At 35.6% G+C, this 24,317-nt stretch carries 17 protein-coding genes and 15 pseudogenes; 18 read left to right on the plus strand and 14 right to left on the minus strand.

Going from position 1 to position 24,317, the window contains the following annotated elements:
- The first annotated feature begins 263 nt into the window (after positions 1-263).
- Entirely contained in the window at positions 264-770 is a 507-nt protein-coding gene (locus NBW36_RS02925) for a reverse transcriptase domain-containing protein (RefSeq protein WP_250237621.1), read from the plus strand.
- A gap of 175 nt (positions 771-945) precedes the next feature.
- Positions 946-1,062 (plus strand): annotated as a pseudogene (locus tag NBW36_RS05590) (helix-turn-helix domain-containing protein); the annotation flags it as partial.
- Positions 1,063-1,196: 134 nt separating this feature from the next.
- On the opposite strand, the pseudogene NBW36_RS02930 reads toward NBW36_RS05590, so the two are convergent.
- The 4 genes and pseudogenes from NBW36_RS02930 to NBW36_RS02945 form a co-directional block, all read right to left on the minus strand.
- Positions 1,197-2,436 (minus strand): annotated as a pseudogene (locus tag NBW36_RS02930) (IS256 family transposase).
- A 93-nt stretch (positions 2,437-2,529) separates the two neighbouring features.
- Positions 2,530-2,637: pseudogene (locus NBW36_RS02935) on the minus strand (IS6 family transposase); the annotation flags it as partial.
- 164 nt (positions 2,638-2,801) lie between these two features.
- Positions 2,802-3,128: a group II intron maturase-specific domain-containing protein gene (locus tag NBW36_RS02940; protein ID WP_250237623.1), complete on the minus strand. Its 327-nt coding sequence runs from the start codon at positions 3,126-3,128 to the stop codon at positions 2,802-2,804.
- Positions 3,129-3,389: 261 nt separating this feature from the next.
- A pseudogene (locus tag NBW36_RS02945) lies at positions 3,390-3,617 on the minus strand (IS982 family transposase); the annotation flags it as partial.
- Between the two features lie 170 nt (positions 3,618-3,787).
- Between NBW36_RS02945 and NBW36_RS02950 the strand changes: the two are divergent.
- Positions 3,788-4,378 (plus strand): annotated as a pseudogene (locus tag NBW36_RS02950) (IS982 family transposase); the annotation flags it as partial.
- A 224-nt stretch (positions 4,379-4,602) separates the two neighbouring features.
- On the opposite strand, the pseudogene NBW36_RS02955 reads toward NBW36_RS02950, so the two are convergent.
- Positions 4,603-4,737, minus strand: a pseudogene (locus tag NBW36_RS02955) (IS5/IS1182 family transposase); the annotation flags it as partial.
- Between the two features lie 53 nt (positions 4,738-4,790).
- Here NBW36_RS02955 and NBW36_RS02960 point away from each other — a divergent pair.
- From NBW36_RS02960 to accC, 10 genes and pseudogenes are all read left to right on the plus strand, one after another.
- Positions 4,791-5,390: pseudogene (locus tag NBW36_RS02960) on the plus strand (IS6 family transposase); the annotation flags it as partial.
- A gap of 726 nt (positions 5,391-6,116) precedes the next feature.
- Positions 6,117-6,458, plus strand: a complete 342-nt coding sequence (locus NBW36_RS02965) for an MATE family efflux transporter (protein WP_250237632.1) — start codon at positions 6,117-6,119, stop codon at positions 6,456-6,458.
- Positions 6,459-6,896, plus strand: coding sequence for an MATE family efflux transporter (locus tag NBW36_RS02970; protein WP_250237634.1), 438 nt, complete (start codon positions 6,459-6,461; stop codon positions 6,894-6,896). It abuts the gene before it with no gap.
- 186 nt (positions 6,897-7,082) lie between these two features.
- Positions 7,083-7,826 (plus strand): MlaE family ABC transporter permease, encoded by a 744-nt coding sequence (locus NBW36_RS02975; protein ID WP_250237636.1) that lies wholly within the window; start codon positions 7,083-7,085, stop codon positions 7,824-7,826.
- A gap of 15 nt (positions 7,827-7,841) precedes the next feature.
- Positions 7,842-8,600 (plus strand): ABC transporter ATP-binding protein, encoded by a 759-nt coding sequence (locus NBW36_RS02980; RefSeq protein ID WP_250237639.1) that lies wholly within the window; start codon positions 7,842-7,844, stop codon positions 8,598-8,600.
- A gap of 573 nt (positions 8,601-9,173) precedes the next feature.
- Positions 9,174-9,773 (plus strand): annotated as a pseudogene (locus NBW36_RS05595) (IS6 family transposase); the annotation flags it as partial.
- Between the two features lie 488 nt (positions 9,774-10,261).
- Positions 10,262-11,038, plus strand: coding sequence for a reverse transcriptase domain-containing protein (locus NBW36_RS05600; protein WP_250237641.1), 777 nt, complete (start codon positions 10,262-10,264; stop codon positions 11,036-11,038).
- The gene (locus NBW36_RS05605; protein WP_250237643.1) at positions 10,989-11,237 is read left to right on the plus strand and encodes an RNA-dependent RNA polymerase family protein; all 249 of its coding nucleotides are present in this window, start codon (positions 10,989-10,991) and stop codon (positions 11,235-11,237) included. Before NBW36_RS05600 ends, NBW36_RS05605 begins: the two co-directional genes overlap by 50 nt.
- Positions 11,238-11,404: 167 nt before the next feature.
- Positions 11,405-12,591, plus strand: a pseudogene (locus NBW36_RS05610) (IS256 family transposase).
- Positions 12,592-12,750: 159 nt separating this feature from the next.
- A complete protein-coding gene (accC, locus tag NBW36_RS03005; RefSeq protein WP_250237645.1) occupies positions 12,751-14,106 on the plus strand; it encodes an acetyl-CoA carboxylase biotin carboxylase subunit in 1,356 nt (451 codons plus the stop codon).
- A 116-nt stretch (positions 14,107-14,222) separates the two neighbouring features.
- On the opposite strand, the pseudogene NBW36_RS03010 reads toward accC, so the two are convergent.
- From NBW36_RS03010 to NBW36_RS03025, 4 genes and pseudogenes are all read right to left on the minus strand, one after another.
- Positions 14,223-14,330: pseudogene (locus tag NBW36_RS03010) on the minus strand (IS6 family transposase); the annotation flags it as partial.
- Between the two features lie 526 nt (positions 14,331-14,856).
- On the minus strand, positions 14,857-15,324 hold the full coding sequence (locus NBW36_RS05615; protein WP_250237647.1) for a group II intron maturase-specific domain-containing protein: 468 nt from the start codon (positions 15,322-15,324) through the stop codon (positions 14,857-14,859).
- Positions 15,275-16,051: a reverse transcriptase domain-containing protein gene (locus tag NBW36_RS05620; protein ID WP_250237649.1), complete on the minus strand. Its 777-nt coding sequence runs from the start codon at positions 16,049-16,051 to the stop codon at positions 15,275-15,277. Before NBW36_RS05620 ends, NBW36_RS05615 begins: the two co-directional genes overlap by 50 nt.
- A gap of 488 nt (positions 16,052-16,539) precedes the next feature.
- Positions 16,540-17,139: pseudogene (locus tag NBW36_RS03025) on the minus strand (IS6 family transposase); the annotation flags it as partial.
- 356 nt (positions 17,140-17,495) lie between these two features.
- Here NBW36_RS03025 and map point away from each other — a divergent pair.
- A complete protein-coding gene (gene map / locus NBW36_RS03030) occupies positions 17,496-18,257 on the plus strand; it encodes a type I methionyl aminopeptidase (RefSeq protein WP_250237652.1) in 762 nt (253 codons plus the stop codon).
- Positions 18,258-18,718: 461 nt separating this feature from the next.
- Here the strand turns inward: map and NBW36_RS05625 are convergent.
- Positions 18,719-18,850 (minus strand): annotated as a pseudogene (locus NBW36_RS05625) (transposase); the annotation flags it as partial.
- 360 nt (positions 18,851-19,210) lie between these two features.
- On the opposite strand from NBW36_RS05625, the pseudogene NBW36_RS03035 reads away from it, so the two are divergent.
- Positions 19,211-19,726: pseudogene (locus NBW36_RS03035) on the plus strand (transposase); the annotation flags it as partial.
- Between the two features lie 38 nt (positions 19,727-19,764).
- Here the strand turns inward: NBW36_RS03035 and NBW36_RS05630 are convergent.
- From NBW36_RS05630 to NBW36_RS03045, 4 genes and pseudogenes are all read right to left on the minus strand, one after another.
- Positions 19,765-19,953: a transposase gene (locus NBW36_RS05630; protein ID WP_369127316.1), complete on the minus strand. Its 189-nt coding sequence runs from the start codon at positions 19,951-19,953 to the stop codon at positions 19,765-19,767.
- Positions 19,954-20,036: 83 nt separating this feature from the next.
- Complete coding sequence (locus tag NBW36_RS05425; protein WP_252393347.1) at positions 20,037-20,360, minus strand: transposase; 324 nt, start codon at positions 20,358-20,360, stop codon at positions 20,037-20,039.
- A pseudogene (locus tag NBW36_RS05430) lies at positions 20,353-20,766 on the minus strand (transposase); the annotation flags it as partial. The pseudogene NBW36_RS05430 and the gene NBW36_RS05425, both read right to left, overlap by 8 nt.
- Before the next feature lie 77 nt (positions 20,767-20,843).
- Positions 20,844-21,179 (minus strand): annotated as a pseudogene (locus NBW36_RS03045) (IS4/Tn5 family transposase DNA-binding protein); the annotation flags it as partial.
- 275 nt (positions 21,180-21,454) lie between these two features.
- On the opposite strand from NBW36_RS03045, the gene NBW36_RS03050 reads away from it, so the two are divergent.
- The 3 genes from NBW36_RS03050 to NBW36_RS03060 are packed head-to-tail and all read left to right on the plus strand — an operon-like array spanning position 21,455 to position 24,313.
- On the plus strand, positions 21,455-22,780 hold the full coding sequence (locus NBW36_RS03050) for an anaerobic C4-dicarboxylate transporter family protein (RefSeq protein WP_250237659.1): 1,326 nt from the start codon (positions 21,455-21,457) through the stop codon (positions 22,778-22,780).
- A gap of 19 nt (positions 22,781-22,799) precedes the next feature.
- Positions 22,800-23,963 (plus strand): anaerobic C4-dicarboxylate transporter family protein, encoded by a 1,164-nt coding sequence (locus NBW36_RS03055; protein ID WP_250237661.1) that lies wholly within the window; start codon positions 22,800-22,802, stop codon positions 23,961-23,963.
- Positions 23,964-24,022: 59 nt separating this feature from the next.
- Positions 24,023-24,313 carry a YbaB/EbfC family nucleoid-associated protein gene (locus NBW36_RS03060; RefSeq protein ID WP_256465566.1) on the plus strand — a complete coding sequence of 97 codons (291 nt, stop codon included), beginning with the start codon at positions 24,023-24,025 and terminating at the stop codon, positions 24,311-24,313.
- Positions 24,314-24,317: the final 4 nt, after the last annotated feature.

The raw sequence follows: 24,317 nt of genomic DNA on the forward strand, positions 1-24,317 counted from the left end.
ACTGTCCAAGTGGCATCCGGCATAAAAGAGGCGTGACGCTCATCTAGGCTTAAGTATTGAACTGCAGGAACCTTCGTTTGTGATGTTAAAGAGAAAAGGCACAAGTAATAAATCTTACAAGGCCAAAAGTATCGAAGCACAATCAAGGGGCGGAATAGTTCGTAGTAGTGATGAAGCAACTGTAATAGTTGTGGAGCAAAGGGGCTACCTTATCTAGTTACGTATGTATATCAACTAAAAAAATATAGGAGGAATATATAGATATGACAAAACCATTTACAATTTCTAAAAAGTTGGTGTGGGAAGCATATAAACAAGTTAAAGCCAACAGAGGGTCAGCAGGTATTGATCAAGAGTCAATTGATCAATTTGAGCTTAATCTGAAGGATAATCTGTATAAGGTTTGGAACAGAATGTCTTCAGGTAGTTATTTTCCACCACCTGTTAAAGCTGTTTTAATTCCAAAGAAAAGTGGAGGAACAAGAACATTAAGCGTTCTTACTGTTACTGATAGAATTGCGCAAACTATAGTAAAAAGTATACTAGAACCTGATCTAGAAAAGATATTTCATAAAGATTCTTATGGATATAGGCCAGGTAAAAGTGCACATGATGCTATAGAAGTAACAAGGAAAAGAAGTAGGCAATATCCTTGGGTTGTTGAGTTTGACATAAAAGGACTATTTGATAATATAGATCACAAGCTGTTAATGAAAGCATTAAGTGTGAACTTTCAACAGAAACGCTACAAAAAATATAAAATTATATAGTAGATTATGTGGGATTGTGGGTAAGTTGTTAAACTTATCCATAGTCTCACATGATAGCCTAGTGGACAATAAAACTCGTAAGGTTAATGCACGTAAGATTTGGGTACAAACTTATGAAACGTTAGTCTCTATAAGTAAGTTAGCTAGGCGTTGTGGTATTCCTAGATAAACTCTTTATCGTTGGTTAAAAAGGTATAAACAAGACGGTCTGGCAGGGCTACAGGATAAAACACAAAGACCTAATAAGCTTAGTAAGTTAAAAGTAACCCCTGATATGGGTCTTTTGTTTTAAGTATGTAAATATATTTCGGGTTATATATTTAGATAAACTAAAATACTTAAAACAATGAAAAGAAAAGAGACAGTTAAAGAGGTTCTGTCACGTCTATATTGGAAGTGTTCTATAAACTGTGTCACATCTCCTGTTCATCTCAACGTCTCTTTTAATCTACCGGGAAAAAAGACGTCTATCTGAGATATGGTCAACGCCCAGTTTCGCAGTGGCATAGTCCATTTATCCTCGATCTTCTTTATGGCACAATATACTAATTTATACAAAGCATTTATACTGGTAAACGCTCCTTTTGTCTTGGTAAACTTCCTAATCTGCCTATGCAAGCTTTCTATAGGATTGGTGGTATAAATTAGCCTTCTGACAGAATCTGAATACTTAAAATAACCAGACAAATGTTCCCAATTATTTTGCCAAGATTTGGTAACTATTGGATACTTCCCCCCCCCATTTTTCTTCTAATTCCAATAGATAATGCTCAGCAACTTCCTTACTTGAAGCTTGATATATTTGCTTTAAATCAGTTAAAAAACGTTTTACGTCTTTGCTAGCTACATACTTGAGTGAGTTTCGTATCTGATGTACTACACAGACCTGCACTTGTGCATTAGGGAAAACGCTATTTATGGCTGAAGGAAAGCTTTTTAGGCCATCAACACAGGCAATAAGGATATCTTCTACACCTCTTTCCTTAAGTTCGTTAAGTACACCCAACCAGAAGTTAGCCCACTCACTTTCAGACAAATAAAATCCCAATACTTCTTTTTTACCCTCTTGATCTATGCCTAATAAGGTATACATGCATTTGCTTACACATCTGCCATCTTCTTTTACCTTAAAAAATATCCCATCCATGAAAACTATCGGATAAACTGATTGAAGAGGGCGGTTACGCCATTCATTTATTATCGGTAACAAGCTATCTGTAATAGATGATATTTCAGCAGCTGATACTTTATGATCATAGATCTCTTCAACATGAACGGCTATAGATTTATAGCTCATACCACTAGAAAACATGCTTAAGATCTTGCTTTCCAGCTCAGGATGTAGGCTTGTTTGACGCTTTTTAACTATTTGTGGATCGAAACTACCTGTCCTATCCCTAGGAGTTAGCAGATCAAAGGAACCAGAACTTGTACGTAAAGTTTTAGAGCTTTTGCCATTTCTTCTATTATTTTCTGTTGAATCACTAGATAAATGGTGTGCCATTTCACCTTCTAGACTTGCCTCTAGAAGCTTTTTTATCAGAGGCGTTAAAGCACCACCTTTTCCTGTTAAAGGCTTACCTAAACGGATAGAGCACAAAATATTTTCCTCCAGAAATTTGTAATCTACTAAACCAACATAGGAATTGTTCTTATTTTCTTCCATGTCTAAAACCTTTAATGTTTATTTAATTAATTTATAACTTTTTATCGCCTTGACACAGTTTATAGAACACTTCCTTTGGATATATATTGGGTATTATTCGGCCATTAGCATAACAAAATTCTCAAAAGTAGAAAGATGATTTTTAGCTCCGATTACTTGTCCTTTTTGAATCATAGGAATGTTTTCTATCCCTGCAATGGTCTAGAGTAAAGAAATGGTTGGACCACTTAAAATTAAGCATATCTATTGCTTCTGATTGCTCGCGATACAGTAACTGACTAACTTGATTCTTCATTGTTTACCCATTCCCTTCTCATCCCACCGTACGTTCAGTTTTCCCGAATACGACGGTCTGACAGTCTTCTTCATAAACCTTGCACAACTCTCTCAGGATACTTAATCATTCCACTACCAATGTACAACATCCCCATTGTATAGAGTTTGCTATTGGGATAGCTTTGCCACCCACACCCACGGCCTTTTCTTCTATGGGTTAAGTATCTGCGAAATCGGTTATTAATAAAGTCCTGCAATCTAACAAAAGCTTCACTCGCATTCGTATGTTTAAAATAGTTAACCCATCCTAACACTACTAGTTTTATTTGCTCGATGAATGCTTGAGGTTTGATTGGTGCTCTTCTACAAGTCAGGTATTTTAGTCTGTTACGGATGCTTTGTTGGGATTGTTTCATTGGAAATACATAAATACGTGAGTTCGGGATTAGATTATTTTTTCATTTGATAATCAATATCAATGAAAATTTATAAAATTTGTTTTATTAGACAGTTAAATAGGTAGTTGAATAACAAATAATTCTGATAATCAGTTTATTATATATATTATATTTATAAAATTAGATATAAAAACTTGTTAAATAGGTGCAAATATTAACTAAATAATTGATATTAAATTGTTGTAAATCAGTCAAATAAATCCCGAACTCACGTTACAAGGGAGCTAACGTTCTTTGGATCAGTTCTACAAATCTATTGTAGCTTACTAACTTTCCAAATTTACTAGAATGAAATTGCTGTAAATGAATATAATAAGACTTAAAATTTCTAAAACCAATCACATGAAAGGCAATAAGAACAGTCATTATTTCACTCAAAGTTAATGAACAAGTTCTAGTGGGTTTTCTTTTAGAGTTGGTTAACAGTTTTTTTTCCATATACGGCATAAACTTTATGAGAAATTCATCAACAGCATAATATATTTCAACTAATTATTTCTACATTCATAACTGGCTCCTTTGGATAATCTGGTTAGTATTTTTTTATCTCCAAATTTAAAACACAAAGGAGCTTTTTAAAGCTATTTTTTAACAAGCTAATCCCGAACTCACGTTTGTACTGTTTTACACAAAGTCTTGCTAAAACAAAAACAGGTTTTTATTTTATGGATGCAACAGCCATCAAGGTTTGCCATATCAAAAGAGCCTATACACACAGGGTTTTTAAATCGATTGCTACTAAAGGTAGAACCAGCATCGGTTGGTTTTTTGGATTAAAGTTTCACTTGATAGTCAATGATTTAGGAGAAATTATGAATTTTCAACTGACCACAGGTAAAACTAATGATAGGCTTCCTGTAGAAAATTTATGTAAACACTTCATGGGTAAAATGTTTGCCGATAAAGGTTACATAAGCAAAGATTTATTTGAAAAACTGATCGAGAAAGGCGTGGAACTCATTACCCAGATCAGAAAAAATATGAAAAATTCTTTTATGCCACTTTGGGATAAACTGATGCTTAGAAAACGATCTATAATTGAAACTATTATAGATCAGCTCAAAAATATTAGCCAGATAGAATATTCCAGGCATAGAAGCATACCTAATTTTCTAGTCAATTTGATAGCTGGAATTACAGCTTATGCACTAAAAGAGAAAAAACCTTCTATAACTAATATATATATGACTGGTTCACAATACGTCTAATCCCGAACTGAGGTTACAAGATTAAAAAATATATTTGAAAATGCTCATCCGAAGGCATAAGCATTTTTTTAGTTGAGTTGGTAATAGCTATTTCTAATATATTCCAGTGTTTTACATGCTGCTAACAGGTTGCCTAAATTGCAAGAACGTAAATTCAAAATAAGGACAAAAATTTATATAAATTTTGATGATTTCAGCACACAAATATATTAAAATTATTCATTTTCAGTATCATAGGCCCAGTTTGCTAATAAATACTTTGGCTTTATTCCTTCAATAAGGGTTTCAGCTTCCCTACAGTCAGCTGTGGTACCTTCCGTAATAATAGCCCTGACCGGCATACCAGACGGTTTTGTCGCGTTTATTCTAAAAAATCATTATTTTAGTATCTGCAGTTAAAAAAGTAGTTATTATGTTTAATATTTCGCCCAAATTATTACCTTATTTTAAGGGCTATTGTTCTTCAGCAGAAGTCATCCTGTTATTTGTCTAGATGAAGTGTCGTTTTTCCTTGAGCTATAGAGATTTGGAAGATATGATGCGTATGAGAGGCGCAAGAGTTGATCATTCTACGCTACAAAGATGGGTTATTAAGTTTGTTCCTCTTATAGATGAAGCAGTAAGCAAAAGAAAACGACCAGTTGGTGGTAGTTGGAGAATGGATGAAACCTATGTTAAACTAAACGGGAAGTGGATCTATTTATATAGAGCAGTAGATCGTTATGGTGATACAGTTAACTTTTTTTTATCTGAGCATAGAGACAAGTCTGCAGCTTTTTCTTTTTTTCGTAAGGCGATCACAGAAAATAATATTCCTAAGAAAGTAGTAATTGACAAAAGCGGTAGTAATAAAGCTGCCCTTGATACGATCAATACAGAACTTGATCAAGATTATACCATTCAAATATTTCAAAACAAATACTTGAATAATAGAGTTGAACAAGATCATAGGTTTATCAAAAAACGGCTAAAACCTATGCTTAGTTTTAAGTGTTTTAAGTCTGCAGCCATTGCACGCCGGCACAGGTGTGCAACAAATGGGGTGTAAGTCCCCTGACTCTAATTTGTCTATTTCGGGAGTCTAGCAGGAGGTTGGATTTGTGGGGTGATTCACAGGTTTAAGTTACCTTTAAATGCATCTGCAAAATAGCGGGCTGCAACAAAAGTGAACCTAAATTAGCCTCGTTAAGCCGTTTAAGCGCATTTGCCGACTATCTAGTGGCTACAGGAAGGCTGATAGTAGGATGGAAAAAATAGACCATGACCATCATACAAGTGCCGGGGTGTTAGGGGTTGCACGCTATGAATGTTTCACATCGTAGTCCGGGAGATCTGATATGAATCCAGTAGGCCACTGGAAACTTTATTGTATAAACCTCAGTTCGGTATTTATTTGACTGATTTACAACAATTTAATATCAATTATTTAGTTAATATTTACACCTATTTAACAAGTTTTTATATCTAATTTTATAAATATAATATATATAATAAACTGATTATCAGAATTATTTGTTATTCAACTACCTATTTAACTGTCTATAAAACAAATTTTATAAATTTTTATTAATATTGATTATCAAATGAAAAAATAATATAATCCTGAACTCAGGTTAATAATATGATCAAAAGCTATCTGGAGGGCCATGCTCATGGAAACATTGCATTGCTTTTAACTTTTTTTACACTGATTACTAATTTAATATTTAATTTTTTATTGATGTATGGGCCATGTGGTTTGCCAATGCTTGGGTTGAATAGAGCGGCTATTTCCATTGTGCTTTCAGAAACACTTACGGCCGTAGCAGGTGCGCTCTATTTGATGTATATATCACCACAAGGTCAGTATATAATGGATTTCAATGGGAGCCAAGTATCGTGGCGATATTTTAGAAAAATATTGTGGATCACTTGGCCAGTCGGGCTCCAGTTTGGAATAGAGGGCGCTTATCTGCTTTTTATTGCCATAATAGTACGTTGGATCAACATAGAAGCACAAGTCGCACATGCTATTCTATTTAATATTTGCCAATTAATTACCATTTTTGCTATTGGTTTAGGGCTTTCTGGTTCGATATAGGTGACCCAACAACATCATCCAAAAAATGGCTGCTTAGTTAGGCAGGTAGCGTTTATCGCATGTTTTATGATTGGTATGGTTTCCATAATAGTTGGGCTGATGCTACTCACGATTGGTCCTTATATGGTTTCTGTTTATAAACCTGTCGATGCTGTACGTTCTGTGGTAAGGCTATTAATTACATATCTATCTCTTTTTCAATTATTTTATAGTATGGGCCATTGGGGAAATAGTATATTACGTGGTTTGAATGATAATGCCTTTTTATTCCTGTTTAGTCTGATCACACAACTTATAGGAGTAGGTATGTGCTATATTTTAGTTATAAAATATAACTGGAACATCAGTGGTATATGGATCGCTTTGATACTGGAACTCATGCTACTCATCTTTTTTTTACTTATTCGGTTTGATTATAAAACTAGAATATCTGCTTAGAATGATAAAAACCCTCTGCGCATAAATGGTTGGTATACATACCAATCCTATAAAGGTGATATAGCCTAAGTCAAAGATGCTATTTATAAAACTTAATAGAGGGTTATAACTTGATTGCTATCTATTTTTTGGTTATTTTCTCAAAGCATACACGCGTTTCTTGTTTTGGGTTCTATAATATAAGCTATGATCAAAGCATTTGGAGCATATTTACTTTTTTTACGTGCTATGTTTGGAAACCCTGTTCCATACCGCATGTTTTTGTCTCGGGTTGCTAAAGAATGCATTCAAGTGGGGGTTGACTCTCTTTTTATTGTTTGTATTATTTCTATTTTTATGGGGGGGGCTACCTGTATTCAGCTTGCATCTCAATTAAAAAATCCACTTATAACGAAAGATTTTATAGGTGTTGCGGTACGCAATATGACGGTTTCTGAATTAGCGCCAACTGTAATTGGTATTGTTTTTACCGGCAACATAGGTTCTAGTATGGCTAGTGAGTTGGGTTCTATGCGCATTAGTGAGCAAATAGATGCATTAGAGATTATGGGTGTAAATGCCAATAACTATTTGGTTTTACCTAAAATTATTGCTAGCGTTTGCATGTATCCGTTGTTGGTTATTGTAGCTATGTTTCTTTCTATTTATGGTGGATTTCTCTCTTGTAAATGGCTTACGTCAGTCTCTCCTCAAGCCTATATAAATGGGTTAAGAAATGCGTTTGATGCATATGATGTGCATGTAGCACTTTATAAATCATTGGTTTATAGCTTTATTATCTCTTCTATTTCCTGTTACAAAGGGTTTTTTACAAGGGGTGGGTCATTAGATGTAGGAAGGTCCAGTACAAATGCCGTTACCAATAGTTGTATTGCTATTCTAGTAGCAGATCTATTTTTAGTTTATGTTTTACTTGGTCATCGTATCTAAACTGACCGCTCCTTTATGATTACCTTCGAAAATATTTCCAAAACTTTTAATAATAAAGTGGTTCTAAATGGGATCACTGGTACATTTAAAGCTGGACAAATAAGTTTGGTAATAGGGGCCAGTGGAACTGGGAAAAGTCTTTTAATTAAATGTTTACTTGGATTAGTAATACCAGACCAAGGCGTTGCTCTTTTTGATGGGCGTGATCTAGTATATGGAGATAGGTTGCTGCAAACCGAAATAAGGCGGGAAATTGGTATGCTCTTTCAGGGGGGGGCTTTATTTGATTCTAAAAACATAGAGGAAAATGTTCGTTTTCCGTTAGATGTGCTCACTACTATGAGTGTATCAGAAAAGAAAGATCGTGTGCATGAGTGTTTGGTACAAGTAGGTCTTACAGATGCACACCATAAGATGCCTAATGAGTTGAGTGGTGGTATGAAAAAGCGTGCTGGTATAGCTAGGGCTATCGTGAACTATCCTAAATATTTGTTTTGTGACGAACCTAACTCAGGTCTAGATCCTCAAACATCACTTAAAATAGATGAGTTAATTGCACAGGTAACCCATACCTATAAAACAACCACTGTGATAGTGACCCATGACATGAATACGATTTTATCTTGGGGCGATTTTATTCTATTCTTACACCAGGGTAAAAAATCATGGGAGGGTAATTCTAAAGATATTTTATATACTAGACTAAAGGAACTACAAGACTTTCTATTTGTTGGGAAGATTAAAGAACTTTTGTTGCAGGAAAATAATAAGTAGTGCAGGATGACTATCTTAATACATCTAGGTGGTAGTGCTACGAAAAAAACCTATCCATTTAGCCTTGGGAACAAGAAAAAATGCCCCATTGTAAAAACGTCAGTTCGGGATTTATTTGACTGATTTACAACAATTTAATATCAATTATTTAGTTAATATTTGCACCTATTTAACAAGTTTTTATATCTAATTTTATAAATATAATATACATAATAAACTGATTATCAGAATTATTTGTTATTCAATTACCTATTTAACTATCTATAAAACAAATTTTATAAATTTTTATTAATATTGATTATCAAATGAAAAAATAATCTAATCCCGAACTCACGTTAAAAAGTTGCCAGTAGGAAATATACCATTAAAGATGATTAGAAGATTAGTTTAATGGGGCCGAGGGGTGGCTTCTGATTTTCCAGCTGCAAGGAGTGCTTTCAGCAACTTTTTCCAGAGGGCTTGATTTTTTGTACACTTTTTTATCAAGAAAAAAGTGTGATACAAATTCCGGTTTTGTCGCGTTTATTCTAAAAAATCATTATTTTAGTATCTGCAGTTAAAAAAGTAGTTATTATGTTTAATATTTCGCCCAAATTATTACCTTATTTTAAGGGCTATTGTTCTTCAGCAGAAGTCATCCTGTTATTTGTCTAGATGAAGTATTGTTTTTCCTTGAGCTATAGAGATTTGGAAGATATGATGCGTATGAGAGGCGCAAGAGTTGATCATTCTACGCTACAAAGATGGGTTATTAAGTTTGTTCCTCTTATAGATGAAGCAGTAAGCAAAAGAAAACGACCAGTTGGTGGTAGTTGGAGAATGGATGAAACCTATGTTAAACTAAACGGGAAGTGGATCTATTTATATAGAGCAGTAGATCGTTATGGTGATACAGTTAACTTTTTTTTATCTGAGCATAGAGACAAGTCTGCAGCTTTTTCTTTTTTTCGTAAGGCGATCACAGAAAATAATATTCCTAAGAAAGTAGTAATTGACAAAAGCGGTAGTAATAAAGCTGCCCTTGATACGATCAATACAGAACTTGATCAAGATCATACCATTCAAATATTTCAAAACAAATACTTGAATAATAGAGTTGAACAAGATCATAGGTTTATCAAAAAACGGCTAAAACCTATGCTTAGTTTTAAGTGTTTTAAGTCTGCAGCCATTGCACGCCGGCACAGGTGTGCAACAAATGGGGTGTAAGTCCCCTGACTCTAATTTGTCTATTTCGGGAGTGTAGCAGGAGGTTGGATTTGTGGGGTGATTCACAGGTTTAAGTTACCTTTAAATGCATCTGCAAAATAGCGGGCTGCAACAAAAGTGAACCTAAATTAGCCTCGTTAAGCCGTTTAAGCGCATTTGCCGACTATCTAGTGGCTACAGGAAGGCTGATAGTAGGATGGAAAAAATAGACCATGACCATCATACAAGTGCCGGGGTGTTAGGGGTTGCACGCTATGAATGTTTCACATCGTAGTCCGGGAGATCTGATATGAATCCAGTAGGCCACTGGAAACTTTATTGTATAAGTAAAGCGAAATCAATAAGGGTCATATCAGAAGTCCGCGGGGTCTATAATACCGTTCGTATTGATTGGGAAACCACTCAAGAGGAAAGGGACCCTACTTCAGTTAACGAGTTTAAAAGAGTTGAGAATGTCTGATTGCCCTAAAGCTATGAACGGAACATTAAAAGTTCAGCAACTCCAAAGAACTCTATATCTCAAATCCAAGCAATGTAAGGAAGTCAGATTTTATAGTATATATGATAAAATTTATCTAAAAGATGTACTTTGGGAAGCTTGGCGTCAAGTCAAAGCAAATCAAGGTTCAGCAGGGATTGATGGTAAAAGCATAAGTGATATAATAGATCAAGGTGAGGCAAAGATTATCAATAAATTGCAGCAGCAACTACGCGCAAAGCTATACAAATTTACCTCAAGCAGGTTGGTAGAAATACCCAAAGCTAAAGGTGGAACAAGGCCACTAGAGGTAATGACCGTAGAAGATCTCATAGTGCTCACAGCAATGAAAATAGTCATTGAACCGATCTTCGAAGCTGATTTTCATGAATGTTCATACGGCTATAGACCGAAACGAGGAACCAAACAAGCGAGTTTAGTGATCCGAGAAGATCTATACCAGCAGGCATGGGGCGTAGTTGAGATTGATTTTCAATCATACTTTACTAGCATCTCACACGAAAAGTTATTAAAACTTATTAGTAAAAGGATAGCAGATGGCAGTATGTTGAAGCTAATTAAACAAACCCTAACAACGTCAATAGTAAAACAAGGTAAAATTACATGCAAGAAAGTTGGAGTACCGCAAGGATCACCAATATCACCGTTGTATAGTAATCTACCTAAATGTTATAGACCAAGTGTGGCACTCAAGGGGGTATCCAGAAAAGCTAAACGCAACCTTGCATAGGTATTGTGATGATGCAATTTTGGTATGTCGTAAGAGTGCTAGCTTAGCGCTGGAGAAATTCACAGAATTAGTAAGGAGGTTATCGCTCATTATTAACCACCAAAAGACACGAATAACGAAACTGAAAGAAGGCTTTAACTTCATAGGTTTTTACTTTGTAAAAAACGTGAGTTCGAGATTAGATTATTTTTTCATTTGATAATCAATATTAATAAAAATTTATAAAATTTGTTTTATAGACAGTTAAATAGGTAGTTGAATAACAAATAATTCTGATAATCAGTTTATTATATATATTATATTTATAAAGTTAGATATAAAAACTTGTTAAATAGGTGCAAATATTAACTAAATAATTGATATTAAATTGTTGTAAATCAGTCAAATAAATCCCGAACTGAGGTTTCCAGACTTTTTGATCAAGACGGCTTACTCAAACAATTAAGTAAGCGTCTTGTAGAAAAAGCATTACAGTCAGAAATGGATGACCATTTAGGTTATAATAAGTATGCACGTAGTGATTCAGAGAATGTACGTAATGGATTATCCAGTAAGCACGTTATTACTGATAATGGCGTTATATCGGTTGAAGTACCCAGAGGTAGAGCATCGACTTTTGAACCTATTTTATTGCCTAATCGTCAAACAAGAATTCCTAGTTTGGATGATAAGATCTTATCTTTATATGCTAAAGGTATGAGTCTGTCAGATATTCAGATTCAAATACAGGAATTATATGGCGCAGAAGTAAGTGAAAGCCTGATAAGTAACATCATAGACTCTGTTATTGAAGATGTTAAGATATGGAAAAATCGTCCCTTAGAATCAGTCTATTCTATTGTTTTTTTTGATTGCTTTGTAGTTAAAGTTAGACAAGATAAGCGCATCATCAACAAGGCAGTCTATGTCGCTTTAGGTATAGATAGATCTAGCATAAAGGATGTTTTAGGGCTTTGGATGAGTGAAAATGAAGGGGCTAAATTTTGGTTAGGCAATTTAACAGAACTCAAAAATCGGGGTATGAACGATATGCTCATTGCATGTACAGATAATTTGTCAGGCATGTCTGAGGCCATTGCTGCTGTATACCCAAAAACGGAACATCAGCTCTGTATTGTTCATGCAATTAGGGGTAGTTTGCAGTATGTTTCTTATAAACATAGAAAGGTATTAGTTGCTGATTTAAAACCAATTTATACAGCAGTTACCGAGCAAGAAGCATTGATGGCCTTAGAAGCTTTTGCTACTAAGTGGAATCAACAATACCCACAAATAGCCCAATCTTGGTATGCTAACTGGGATAATCTGATGGTATTTTTACAGTACCCTAATGCCATACGTAAGGTCATTTACACAACAAATGTTTGGAATCTGTAAATAGCCAATTTCATAGAGTTACCAAAAATAAAAAAGTGTTCCCTAACGATCTAGCTGTTTTTAAAACATTATATCTAACTATTAACTACATGACTAGAAAATGGACCACCTCTATTCATAACTGGAGCGAGGCTATGGCACATTTTTTAATTAAATTTGAAAACAGAATTGAATAAAACCAAAAAACTAATTTACACACTTAAGTGGACAGAGCCGCTTTTGAGAATTTTGTTATGCTAATGGCCGAATAATACGCAATATATATCCAAAACTTCACTTAAAAGAAAAGACGTTACTAACGAAAATATAGAAGCGACAGAACCTTTTGATCTACTATGTTTCAAAAAATATTGATTGCCAATCGTGGAGAAATTGCTTTAAGCATCATTCGGGTTTGCAAAGAAATGGGTATTAAAACCGTTGCGGTACATTCTACCGCAGATAAGGATAGCCTACATGTTCGTTTTGCCGATGAATCGGTCTGTATTGGACCACCTCCAAGCCATTTGTCTTATCTCTCTATTCCATCCATTATTGCTGCTGCGGAAGTAACCAATGCCCATGCGATTCATCCAGGCTATGGTTTTTTATCTGAAAATGCTAGCTTTGCAAGTATTTGTGCAGAATATGGTATTAAATTTATAGGTCCTTCCGCTACAGCCATTAGCAAAATGGGTGATAAGTCTACTGCAAAAGCAACGATGCAGGCTGCCGGTGTACCCACCGTGCCTGGTTCCAATGGGCTACTAACTTCTGTTGATGAAGGCATCCGCCTAGCCCATAAAATAGGCTTCCCTGTATTACTCAAAGCAACTGCAGGAGGTGGAGGGAAAGGGATCAAGTTGGTCGATACGCCGAAGGCATTCCAGCAAAAATGGATAGAGGCCAGGCAAGAAGCCATCGCTTCTTTTGGTAAAGATGGGCTTTATTTGGAAAAATATATAGAAGCACCTCGCCATATCGAGATACAAATCGTGGCAGATCAATATGGTAAAGTCATTCATCTATCTGAAAGAGACTGTTCCATCCAGCGTAGACATCAAAAATTGGTAGAAGAAGCCCCTTCTCCCTTTGTAACAGGTCCATTACGGGCAAAAATAACAGAAGCGGCTATAAAAGGCGTATCTGCTATAGGGTATGAAGGCGTTGGTACCATCGAGTTTTTAGTGGATAAATACCAAAACTTTTACTTTATGGAAATGAATACGCGCATTCAAGTAGAATATCTCGTTACACAAGCGGTTACTGGCTTTAATCTACTAAAAACCCAAATTGACATAGCAGCTGGGAAACCACTAGATCTACCCAGTCTATATCCGCAAGGTCATGCCATAGAGGTCCGTATCAACGCAGAAGATCCTTTTCATGACTTTCGACCATCTCCTGGAAAAATTAACTATATGCATTTCCCCGGTGGACTGGGCATAACCATGGCTAGCCATATTTATGCGGGTTATGTAGTGCCTGCTTACTATGATGCTATGATTGCAAAGCTTATTGTGCATGCAAATACCAGATTGGATGCGATTGCCAAAATGAAGCACGCATTAGAAGAACTTGTAATAGAGGGTATTCAAACCAATATACCTTTTTATCGTGTTTTGGTAGAGGATACAGCCTTTCAGGCAGGCCACTTCACTACGCAATACTTAGATACTTTTGACTTTTCACGACTTAAACCAGTAGAATAAATAAAAAGGAATTTGTATCCTACTTATATATTCACTGCTACGAGGGTTCTGTCGCGTCTATATTTTCGTTAGTAACGTCTTTTCTTTTAAGTGAAATTTTGGATATATATTGGTTATTATTCGGCCATTAGCATAACAAAATTCTCAAAAGTAGAAAGATGATTTTTAGCTCCGATTACTTGTCCTTTTTGAATCATAGGAATGTTTTCTATCCCTGCAATGGTCTAGAGTAAAGAAATGGTTGGACCACTTAAAATTAGGCACATCTATTGCTTCTGATTACTCGCAATACAGTAGCTGACTAACTTGATTCTTCATTGTTTACCCATTCCCTTCTCGTCCCAAGGTACGTTCAGTTTTTCCGAATACGGCGGTCCGACAGTCTTCTTCATAAACCTTGCACAACTCTCTCAGGATACTTAATCATTCCACTACCAATGTACAACATCCCCATTGTATAGAGTTTGCTATTGGGATAGCTTTTCCACCCGCACCCACGGCCTTTTCTTCTATGGGTTAAGTATCTGCGAAATCGATTATTAATAACGTGAGTTCGGGATTTATTTGACTGATTTACAAAAATTTAATATCAATTATTTAGTTAATATTTGCACCTATTTAACAAGTTTTTATATCTAATTTTATAAATATAATATATATAATAAACTGATTATAAGAATTATTTGTTATTCAACTACCTATTTAACTGTCTATAAAACAAATTTTATAAATTTTCATTGGTATTGATTATCAAATGAAAAAATAATCTAATCCCGAATTCACGTTAATAAAGTCCTGCAATCTAACAAAAGCTTCACTCGCATTCGCATGTTTAAAATAGTTAACCCATCCTAACACTACTGGTTTTATTTGCTCGATGAATGTTTGAGGTTTGATTGGTGCTCTTCTACAAGTCAGGTATTTTAGTCTGTTACGGATGCTTTGTTGGGATTGTTTCGTTGGAAATACATAAATGCTATTTCTGCCACTTGTTGGACTCTTTCTTTTTGCAAAGTAAAAACCTATGAAGTTAAAGCCTTCTTTCAGTTTCGTTATTCGTGTCTTTTGGTGGTTAATAATGAGCGATAACCTCCTTACTAATTCTGTGAATTTCTCCAGCGCTAAGCTAGCACTCTTACGACATACCAAAATTGCATCATCACAATACCTATGCAAGGTTGCGCTTAGCTTTTCTGGATACCCCCTTGAGTGCCACACTTGGTCTATAACATTTAGGTAGATTACTATACAACGGTGATATTGGTGATCTTTGCGGTACTCCAACTTTCTTGCATGTAATTTTACCTTGTTTTACTATTGACGTTGTTAGGGTTTGTTTAATTAGCTTCAACATACTGCCATCTGCTATCCTTTTACTAATAAGTTTTAATAACTTTTCGTGTGAGATGCTAGTAAAGTATGATTGAAAATCAATCTCAACTACGCCCCATGCCTGCTGGTATAGATCTTCTCGGATCACTAAACTCGCTTGTTTGGTTCCTCGTTTCGGTCTATAGCCGTATGAACATTCATGAAAATCAGCTTCGAAGATCGGTTCAATGACTATTTTCATTGCTGTGAGCACTATGAGATCTTCTACGGTCATTACCTCTAGTGGCCTTGTTCCACCTTTAGCTTTGGGTATTTCTACCAACCTGCTTGAGGTAAATTTGTATAGCTTTGCGCGTAGTTGCTGCTGCAATTTATTGATAATCTTTGCCTCACCTTGATCTATTATATCACTTATGCTTTTACCATCAATTCCTGCTGAACCTTGATTTGCTTTGACTTGACGCCAAGCTTCCCAAAGTACATCTTTTAGATAAATTTTATCATATATACTATAAAATCTGACTTCCTTACATTGCTTGGATTTGAGATATAGAGTTCTTTGGAGTTGCTGAACTTTTAATGTTCCGTTCATAGCTTTAGGGCAATCAGACATTCTCAACTCTTTTAAACTCGTTAACTGAAGTAGGGTCCCTTTCCTCTTGAGTGGTTTCCCAATCAATACGAACGGTATTATAGACCCCGCGGACTTCTGATATCACCCTTATTGATTTCGCTTTACTTATACAATAAAGTTTCCAGTGGCCTACTGGATTCATATCAGATCTCCCGGACTACGATGTGAAACATTCATAGCGTGCAACCCCTAACACCCCGGCACTTGTATGATGGTCATGGTCTATTTTTTCCATCCTACTATCAGCCTTCCTGTAGCCACTAGATAGTCGGCAAATGCGCTTAAACGGCTTAACGAGGCTAATTTAGGTTCACTTTTGTTGCAGCCCGCTATTTTGCAGATGCATTTAAAGGTAACTTAAACCTGTGAATCACCCCACAAATCCAACCTCCTGCTACACTCCCGAAATAGACAAATTAGAGTCAGGGGACTTACACCCCATTTGTTGCACACCTGTGCCGGCGTGCAATGGCTGCAGACTTAAAACACTTAAAACTAAGCATAGGTTTTAGCCGTTTTTTGATAAACCTATGATCTTGTTCAACTCTATTATTCAAGTATTTGTTTTGAAATATTTGAATGGTATGATCTTGATCAAGTTCTGTATTGATCGTATCAAGGGCAGCTTTATTACTACCGCTTTTGTCAATTACTACTTTCTTAGGAATATTATTTTCTGTGATCGCCTTACGAAAAAAAGAAAAAGCTGCAGACTTGTCTCTATGCTCAGATAGAAAAAAGTTAACTGTATCACCATAACGATCTACTGCTCTATATAAATAGATCCACTTCCCGTTTAGTTTAACATAGGTTTCATCCATTCTCCAACTACCACCAACTGGTCGTTTTCTTTTGCTTACTGCTTCATCTATAAGAGGAACAAACTTAATAACCCATCTTTGTAGCGTAGAACGATCAACTCTTGCGCCTCTCATACGCATCATATCTTCCAAATCTCTATAGCTCAAGGAAAAACAATACTTCATCTAGACAAATAACAGGATGACTTCTGCTGAAGAACAATAGCCCTTAAAATAAGGTAATAATTTGGGCGAAATATTAAACATAATAACTACTTTTTTAACTGCAGATACTAAAAACCTGAGTTCGGGATTTATTTGACTGATTTACAACAATTTAATATCAATTATTTAGTTAATATTTGCACCTATTTAACAAGTTTTTATATCTAATTCTATAAATATAATATATATAATAAACTGATTACCAGAATTATTTTTTATTCAACTACCTATTTAACTGTCTATAAAACAAATTTTATAAATTTTTATTAATATTGATTATCAAATGAAAAAATAATCTAATCCCGAACTCACTTTAAAATAATCATTTTTTAGAATAAACGCGACAGAACTGAAAAAAATATTTATCTTGCAGTAATTCAGCATGAATTTATAATTATATGATAAAAATACGAACCCACTCTGAGCTAAAGCTATTGCAACGGGCGGGTCATATTGTAGCGCTTTGTCATGATGTTTTAAAAAATTCGATTCGGCCAGGTGTCTGTAGTCTAGCCTTAGACGCAATAGTGGAAGACATCATTCGCAACAATGATGCCGAGCCTGTATTTAAGGGGTATCGTGGCTTTCCAAATGCTACTTGCATCTCTATCAACAATGGTGTAGTACATGGCATACCTAATAACCGACTGTTGCATGAGGGGGATATTGTTAGTATTGACATAGGTGTAAAGTATAAGGGCTACATTGGAGATAGCGCTTGGACCTATCCTGTGGACAATATCTCTGATGAAAAAAAGTTTTTATTAGCGCATACAGAAAAAGCTTTGTGGGAAGGGCTACGTGTCATTAAAGCAGGCATTCACCTTTCTACCATTTCTCATGCCATAGGTCGATATGCTACACAGCATAAGCTTAGCATTGTGAAAGAATTGGGTGGACACGGTGTGGGCACCATGCTGCACGAGCCACCTCAGATTCAAAATTATGGTAAGCCCAATCAGGGACCTATTTTAAAAGCTGGTATGATATTAGCGATAGAACCTATATTAAACCTTGGCCATCCAGCCATTAAAACTTTGCAAGATGGTTGGACCATTGTCACCAAAGATGGAAAAGACTCTGCCCATTTTGAGCATACCATTGCTGTGGAAGAAGAGGGATATGCTGTTTTAACCACTTTAATGGGGACATCCATTTAACGATGTGCAGGGCCTACCCTATTCCCCTTTAATACATAATATGAGGCCGTTGCAATAGAAAACTAAGTTTTTATAAGATAAAGGTAATTATCGCCTAATGGTTACTTTTAAGTATTAAAAATACATAAGCAATAATATTTCTAGTCTAGAAACATTACAAATATGTCCGAATTATTATATTAAAACCATGCAAATTTTCTACTGCAACGGCCTCAATATGATGTTGCACACGCTGATCTGAAAGCTATTTTTACTGATTAAAGCTATGAGAAAGCTATTATCTTAACTCGCAACTTATTGAGCGATTTTTGGCTCGATTTTGCTTGTTTAACGAAAACGTGTTTATGTTATATAAGCTTGTGTGCCAGCTCTAAAAGATTCCTCATACAAGCCACAATTGCCACTTTTTTAGGTTTATACTTACCTACTAGTCTATCATAGACTGTTTTTAAGTATCGAAATCATTTTTTTCCTGTTAATACGGCCATATATAAGGCATCTCTAGGTATTTTTCTACCTCCACTAACAAATCTTTTTCCCTGTTTTTTTCCACTATCTAACGGATATGGTACTATACCTACTAAAGAGGCTAGTTGATTGCTACTAACGTGAGTTCTGGATTAACGTGAGTTCGGGATTAGATTATTTTTTCATTTGATAATCAATATCAATGAAAATTTATAAAATTTGTTTTATTAGACAGTTAAATAGGTAATTGAATAACAAATAATTCTGGTAATCAGTTTATTATATATATTATATTTATAAAATTAGATATAAAAACTTGTTAAATAGGTGCAAATATTAACTAAATAATTTATATTAAATTGTTGTAAATCAGTCAAATAAATCCCGAACTGACGTGATTAGATTTAAAAGAATTAAAAAAGCTCCTTTGTGTTTTAAATTTGGAGATAAAAAAATACTAACCAGATTATCCAAAGGAGCCAGTTATGAATGTAGAAAAATTAGTTGAAATATATTATGCTGTTGATGAATTTCTCATAAAGTTTATGCCGTATATGGAAAAACAACTGTTAACCAACTCTAAAAGAAAACCCACTAGAACTTGTTCATTAACTTTGAGTGAAATAATGACTGTTCTTATTGCCTTTCATGTGATTGGTTTTAGAAATTTTAAGTCTTATTATATTCATTTACAGCAATTTCATTCTAGTAAATTTGGAAAGTTAGTAAGCTACAATAGATTTATAGAACTGATCCAAAGAACGTTAGTTCCCTTGTACTGTTTTACACAAAGTCTTGCTAAAACAAAAACAGGTTGTTATTTTATGGATGCAACAGCCATCAAGGTTTGCCATATCAAAAGAGCCTATACGTACAGGGTTTTTAAATCGATTGCTACTAAAGGTAAAACCAGCATCGGTTAGTTTTTTGGATTAAAGTTGCACTTGATAGTCAATGATTTAGGAGAAATTATGAATTTTCAACTGACCATAGGTAAAACGGCTCTGTCCACTTAAGTGTGTAAATTATTTTTTTGGTTTTATTCAATTCTGTTTTCAAATTTAATTAAAAAATGTGCCATAGTCTCGCTCCAGTTATGAATAGAGGTGGTCCATTTTTTAGTCATGTAGTTAATAGTTAGATATAATGTTTTAAAAACAGCTAGATCGTTAGGGAACACTTTTTTATTTTTGGTAACTCTACGAAATTGGCTATTTACAGATTCCAAACATTTGTTGTGTAAATGACCTTACGTATGGCATTAGGGTACTGTAAAAATACCATCAGATTATCCCAGTTAGCATACCAAGATTAGGCTATTTGTGGGTATTGTTGATTCCACTTAGTAGCAAAAGCTTCTAAGGCCATCAATGCTTCTTGCTCGGTAACTGTTGTATAAATTGGTTTTAAATCAGCAACTAATACCTTTCTATGTTTATAAGAAACATACTGCAAACTACCCCTAATTGCATGAACAATACAGAGCTGATGTTCCGTTTTTGGGTATACAGCAGCAATGGCCTCAGACATGCCTGACAAATTATCTGTACATGCAATGAGCATATCGTTCATACCCCGATTTTTGAGTTCTGTTAAATTGCCTAACCAAAATTTAGCCCCTTCATTTTCACTCATCCAAAGCCCCTAAAACATCCTTTATGCCAGATCTATCTATACCTAAAGCGACATAGACTGCCTTGTTGATGATGCGCTTATCTTGTCTAACTTTAACTACAAAGCAATCAAAAAAAACAATATAATAGACTGATTCTAAGGGACGATTTTGCCATATCTTAACATATTCAATAACAGAGTCTGTGATGTTACTTATCAGGCTTTCACTTACTTCTGCGCCATATAATTCCTGTATTTGAATCTGAATATCTGACAGACTCATACCTTTAGCATATAAAGATAAGATCTTATCATCCAAACCAGGAATTCTTGTTTGACGATTAGGCAATAAAATAGGTTCAAAAGTAGATGCTCTACCTCTGGGTACTTCAACCGATATAACGCCATTATCAGTAATAACTTGCTTACTGGATAATCCATATGAACAGTGGGAGAAAAAGCCTGAATTATTTCATACTAATCCTTGCCATTACACTTTGGGACTAAACATCTAGTCTTTTTATGGTTTTTATATGAAATATAACTTGTGCCTTGGATAGCTAAGATAGTTGAATATGAGTTAGATCTTTCAACAGTTTTAAGTATATGACTAGCTAATATTTTGCTCTTAGAAATAGAATCATTTTAGAAAAATCTACAGGCTGCTTTACTTTGATGCCAACCTTGACAGGCTTGATTTATTCAACCTTCAGGAGAGTCGACAAAACTGTTAGCTATTTTTAATAGTCTTTTACTTAACCTTTTATCACCAAAATGCACCATCCCAAATGCATGCTCTGCCCAATAACTGCTTGAGATACTTAAATCTTTTTCTGTCATTTATCCCCATTATCAAATTATAACTGACCTAATTTATACTCATCCAACAAGTTAGTAAAATATGCCTTAGCATTTTTTGACTTATGGGTAATAGTAAGACCCAAACCCATACAAGAGATACAGCTGAACCATACCCAAATCAATACCCATTTCATATGATAATCACCGTATGTAAATATTTTATTATTTGCAATATTTTGTGTATATTGCGCTTTAATTTTTGCTGTTAAGGTACAATAGAAAGGTCATAGACTTGTTGTTGAGGATATAGTTTAATGAATTTAAATGCACTTACGCAAATGCTTCTTATAGGTTTAGCTATACTTTTGATCGTTTCTTTTTTGGGATCTCGGTTACAAGGCATGAGTCTCAGTATGCTGGGCGGGTTGGGGGTATGGTTGTTTATGGTAGTTTTACATGCGACGCCAGCAGATCCTCCTTTTCAAATCATGCTCTGTATTGCTGCAGTAGTGGCTGCAGTGGGAACCATAGAGGCTGCAGGTGGATTAAGCTATTTGGTGCAACTGGCTGAGTTATGCATCCGAAAACATCCACGCAGCATCATATATATTAGTCCTATGGTAACCTATGCCATTACCTTTTTGGGTGGTACCAACCACATCGCTTACTCAATTCTGCCTGTTATTGCGGAGGTATCTAAAGAAGTAGGCATTCGCCCAGAACGCCCTTTATCCCTTTCTGTTATTGCCGCTTTGCACGGTGCGCTTGCTAGCCCTATTTCTTCTATAATGGTTATTTTAAGCGGATTTTTAAGGATTTCTGGCATAGATATGGTCACCATTTTTAAGATTATCATTCCTTCAACAATGGGTGGATTGCTAATGGCAACATTTGTAACCAGTTTATTGAGTAAAGCCATGCCAGAGGCCTCAACGGTTACAGAAACAGCAACAACAGATATGGCCCCTGCCTGTCTGCCCCGCGGTGCTAGGATAGCAAAGCTTTCAATTGTTTGCTTCTTACTGGGTAGTTTAGGTACAGTTTTGATAGATGCTATTCCATCTTTACGCCCCTCTTGGGAAGTAAATGGCATCAAGATACTCCTACCATCTGCTTATATTATGCCCCTTGTGATGTTATCCACTGCTGCATCTATTATGTTGTTGTGCCGGATTGCACCCAAGTCTATTACCCAGGGCAAAGCATTTACTGCTGGCATACAAGGGATGTTCGCTATTCTAGGTATTGCTTGGTTAAGCAGTACATTTGTGCAAAGTAATCAACCAGTTTTACTGCAGTTTATATCAGCTTATCTTTCTGAGCCCTGGCAATTTTCTATTATCCTACTCTGTATGGCTGCTATTATGGGTAGCTCTGCTGCCACGATTAAAGCGGTATTTCCATTAGGTATCGCTTTAGGGATTCCTCCTAAAATATTATTGGCTGCTGCAACAGCTGTTAATGGTGTCTTTATTATTCCCATTTATCCAACCATACTGGCTGCTATTCATTTAGATACTACAGGCACAACCCGAATTGGTAAATTTCTTTTTAACCATAGTTTTATGTTGCCAGGTTTGGTTTCGATTGCTGGCGCAATGGGCATTGGATTCTTGCTAGTGTATATGGGTGGCCTATAATAATCATATTTAATGTATAATGGTTACAATTGGATGGCTTGTGCTCCTGCTGATGCTTGTAATAGGTTTACGCTTAGGTGGGGTTTCGCTTGGTTTATTGAGCGGACTGGGCTTGGGGTTATTGACTTTTTCGATACAACCTGCTGCTCCTCCCAATGACTTAATGCTTCTGCAAGCCACCTGGTTCCTCTTGATGGCTACACTGGAAGCAACCGGGTTTTTTTATCTACTGGAAACCAAGCTCAGGTCTTGCATAGCGCAAGCCCACAACCATCATGGGGGTTTCGTTGTGCTGTTTTGCTATGGTTTGGTTTTTTTAACAGGAGATGCAAAATGGTTGCATCGATTGGTATGTGATCAAAATGCGCTATATAGAGACAAACCCCGGCTACTGGTTCCTCTTGGCATTGCTGCACATATGGCATTACTGGCTAGTCCTTTATCTATTTCAGGTATACTACTTATAGTGGTGGCAGGAAATGGTGGGTTGGCTATACTGGATTTAATAGGGATGATTGTTGCGATTACGGCCAGCATAACAGCAGCTAGTAGCCTGCTGGTTGGACGTATACCCGACAAATGGCTTATGAAGGCATGTGAGTGGTTGAAGGCGTATCCTAAGGATGATGCTAAGGCAGTAACTGAATCAACAGGTAAGGTACAATTTTCCTTTTTGCTTTTGTTACTGGTTGCCATGCTGTTTCTACTTATAAAACCTGAAGCCAATAGATTAACGGGGCTAAGTTGCAAGATTTTTCCAGTTAGATTTCCTATATTTTTTGCTTTAGTCATGCTTTCCATTGCAGCTGTAGCCATATTGGGGTTTAAGATAAAGCCTGCTAAGATTTTGCAAACCTATCGATTTAAATTAGGGATTCAGCAGTTCTTTATATTTTTAGGATTAACTTGGTTATTAGATAGTTTAATAAGCCATGACAAAACTTATTTAATAAAAATAGTGTGTGATGGTAAGGCTAATTATGGTGATTATCTAGTAGCAGCATTATATATGCTTTTGATAGATATACCTATTGTCATTTGGCTTTTTAGTGCACTACTGATAGAGCAGCATTGCAACATTGTAACGCTTGCCCTATGGCTTGTTGTAGTGCATAGTCTAGCGCCTATAAGATGTTGGATCAGCAGTATCTTACAATCATATAAAAATAGTAATTCTATTTAGAAAGGCAAGTAGATGCCTCCACTAAGCCCTATCATTGCACTAATTTTTACCTCATTACTATGGACATAAAAAAGCTACTTGGACAAATGGACCAGGTTCGAGAAAAAATGGAAGCGGTCAAAAAGCAAATAGACCAGCTTATCGTAACCAAAGAAACCGGCGCTGGACTGGTTCAGGTAACCATACGTGGCGATAAAAAAATCCTTGCTGTTTCAATAGATGAAACACTGTTTAATAAAACAGACCGAAAAATGGTTCAAGATCTTATAGTCGGCGCGGCCAACCTAGCCTTGGAAGCAGTAGACCATAAGGTCCAAGAAGTCATACAACAGCAGGCAGCAACGCTATAAGAGC

Source organism: Cardinium endosymbiont of Oedothorax gibbosus (assembly GCF_936981045.1).
GTDB lineage: Bacteria > Bacteroidota > Bacteroidia > Cytophagales > Amoebophilaceae > Cardinium.

What these genes read in the sequence shown, in the direction of transcription:
- NBW36_RS03050 (WP_250237659.1), top strand. Translation starts at nt 21,455, where the DNA reads ATGAATTTAAATGCACTTACGCAAATGCTTCTTATAGGTTTAGCTATA.
- map (WP_250237652.1), top strand. Translation starts at nt 17,496, where the DNA reads ATGATAAAAATACGAACCCACTCTGAGCTAAAGCTATTGCAACGGGCG.
- NBW36_RS02980 (WP_250237639.1), top strand. Translation starts at nt 7,842, where the DNA reads ATGATTACCTTCGAAAATATTTCCAAAACTTTTAATAATAAAGTGGTT.
- NBW36_RS03055 (WP_250237661.1), top strand. Translation starts at nt 22,800, where the DNA reads ATGGTTACAATTGGATGGCTTGTGCTCCTGCTGATGCTTGTAATAGGT.
- accC (WP_250237645.1), top strand. Translation starts at nt 12,751, where the DNA reads ATGTTTCAAAAAATATTGATTGCCAATCGTGGAGAAATTGCTTTAAGC.
- NBW36_RS05425 (WP_252393347.1), bottom strand. Translation starts at nt 20,360, where the DNA reads ATGAGTGAAAATGAAGGGGCTAAATTTTGGTTAGGCAATTTAACAGAA.
- NBW36_RS02925 (WP_250237621.1), top strand. Translation starts at nt 264, where the DNA reads ATGACAAAACCATTTACAATTTCTAAAAAGTTGGTGTGGGAAGCATAT.
- NBW36_RS03060 (WP_256465566.1), top strand. Translation starts at nt 24,023, where the DNA reads ATGGACATAAAAAAGCTACTTGGACAAATGGACCAGGTTCGAGAAAAA.
- NBW36_RS05600 (WP_250237641.1), top strand. Translation starts at nt 10,262, where the DNA reads ATGTCTGATTGCCCTAAAGCTATGAACGGAACATTAAAAGTTCAGCAA.
- NBW36_RS02975 (WP_250237636.1), top strand. Translation starts at nt 7,083, where the DNA reads ATGATCAAAGCATTTGGAGCATATTTACTTTTTTTACGTGCTATGTTT.
- NBW36_RS02940 (WP_250237623.1), bottom strand. Translation starts at nt 3,128, where the DNA reads ATGAAACAATCCCAACAAAGCATCCGTAACAGACTAAAATACCTGACT.
- NBW36_RS05620 (WP_250237649.1), bottom strand. Translation starts at nt 16,051, where the DNA reads ATGTCTGATTGCCCTAAAGCTATGAACGGAACATTAAAAGTTCAGCAA.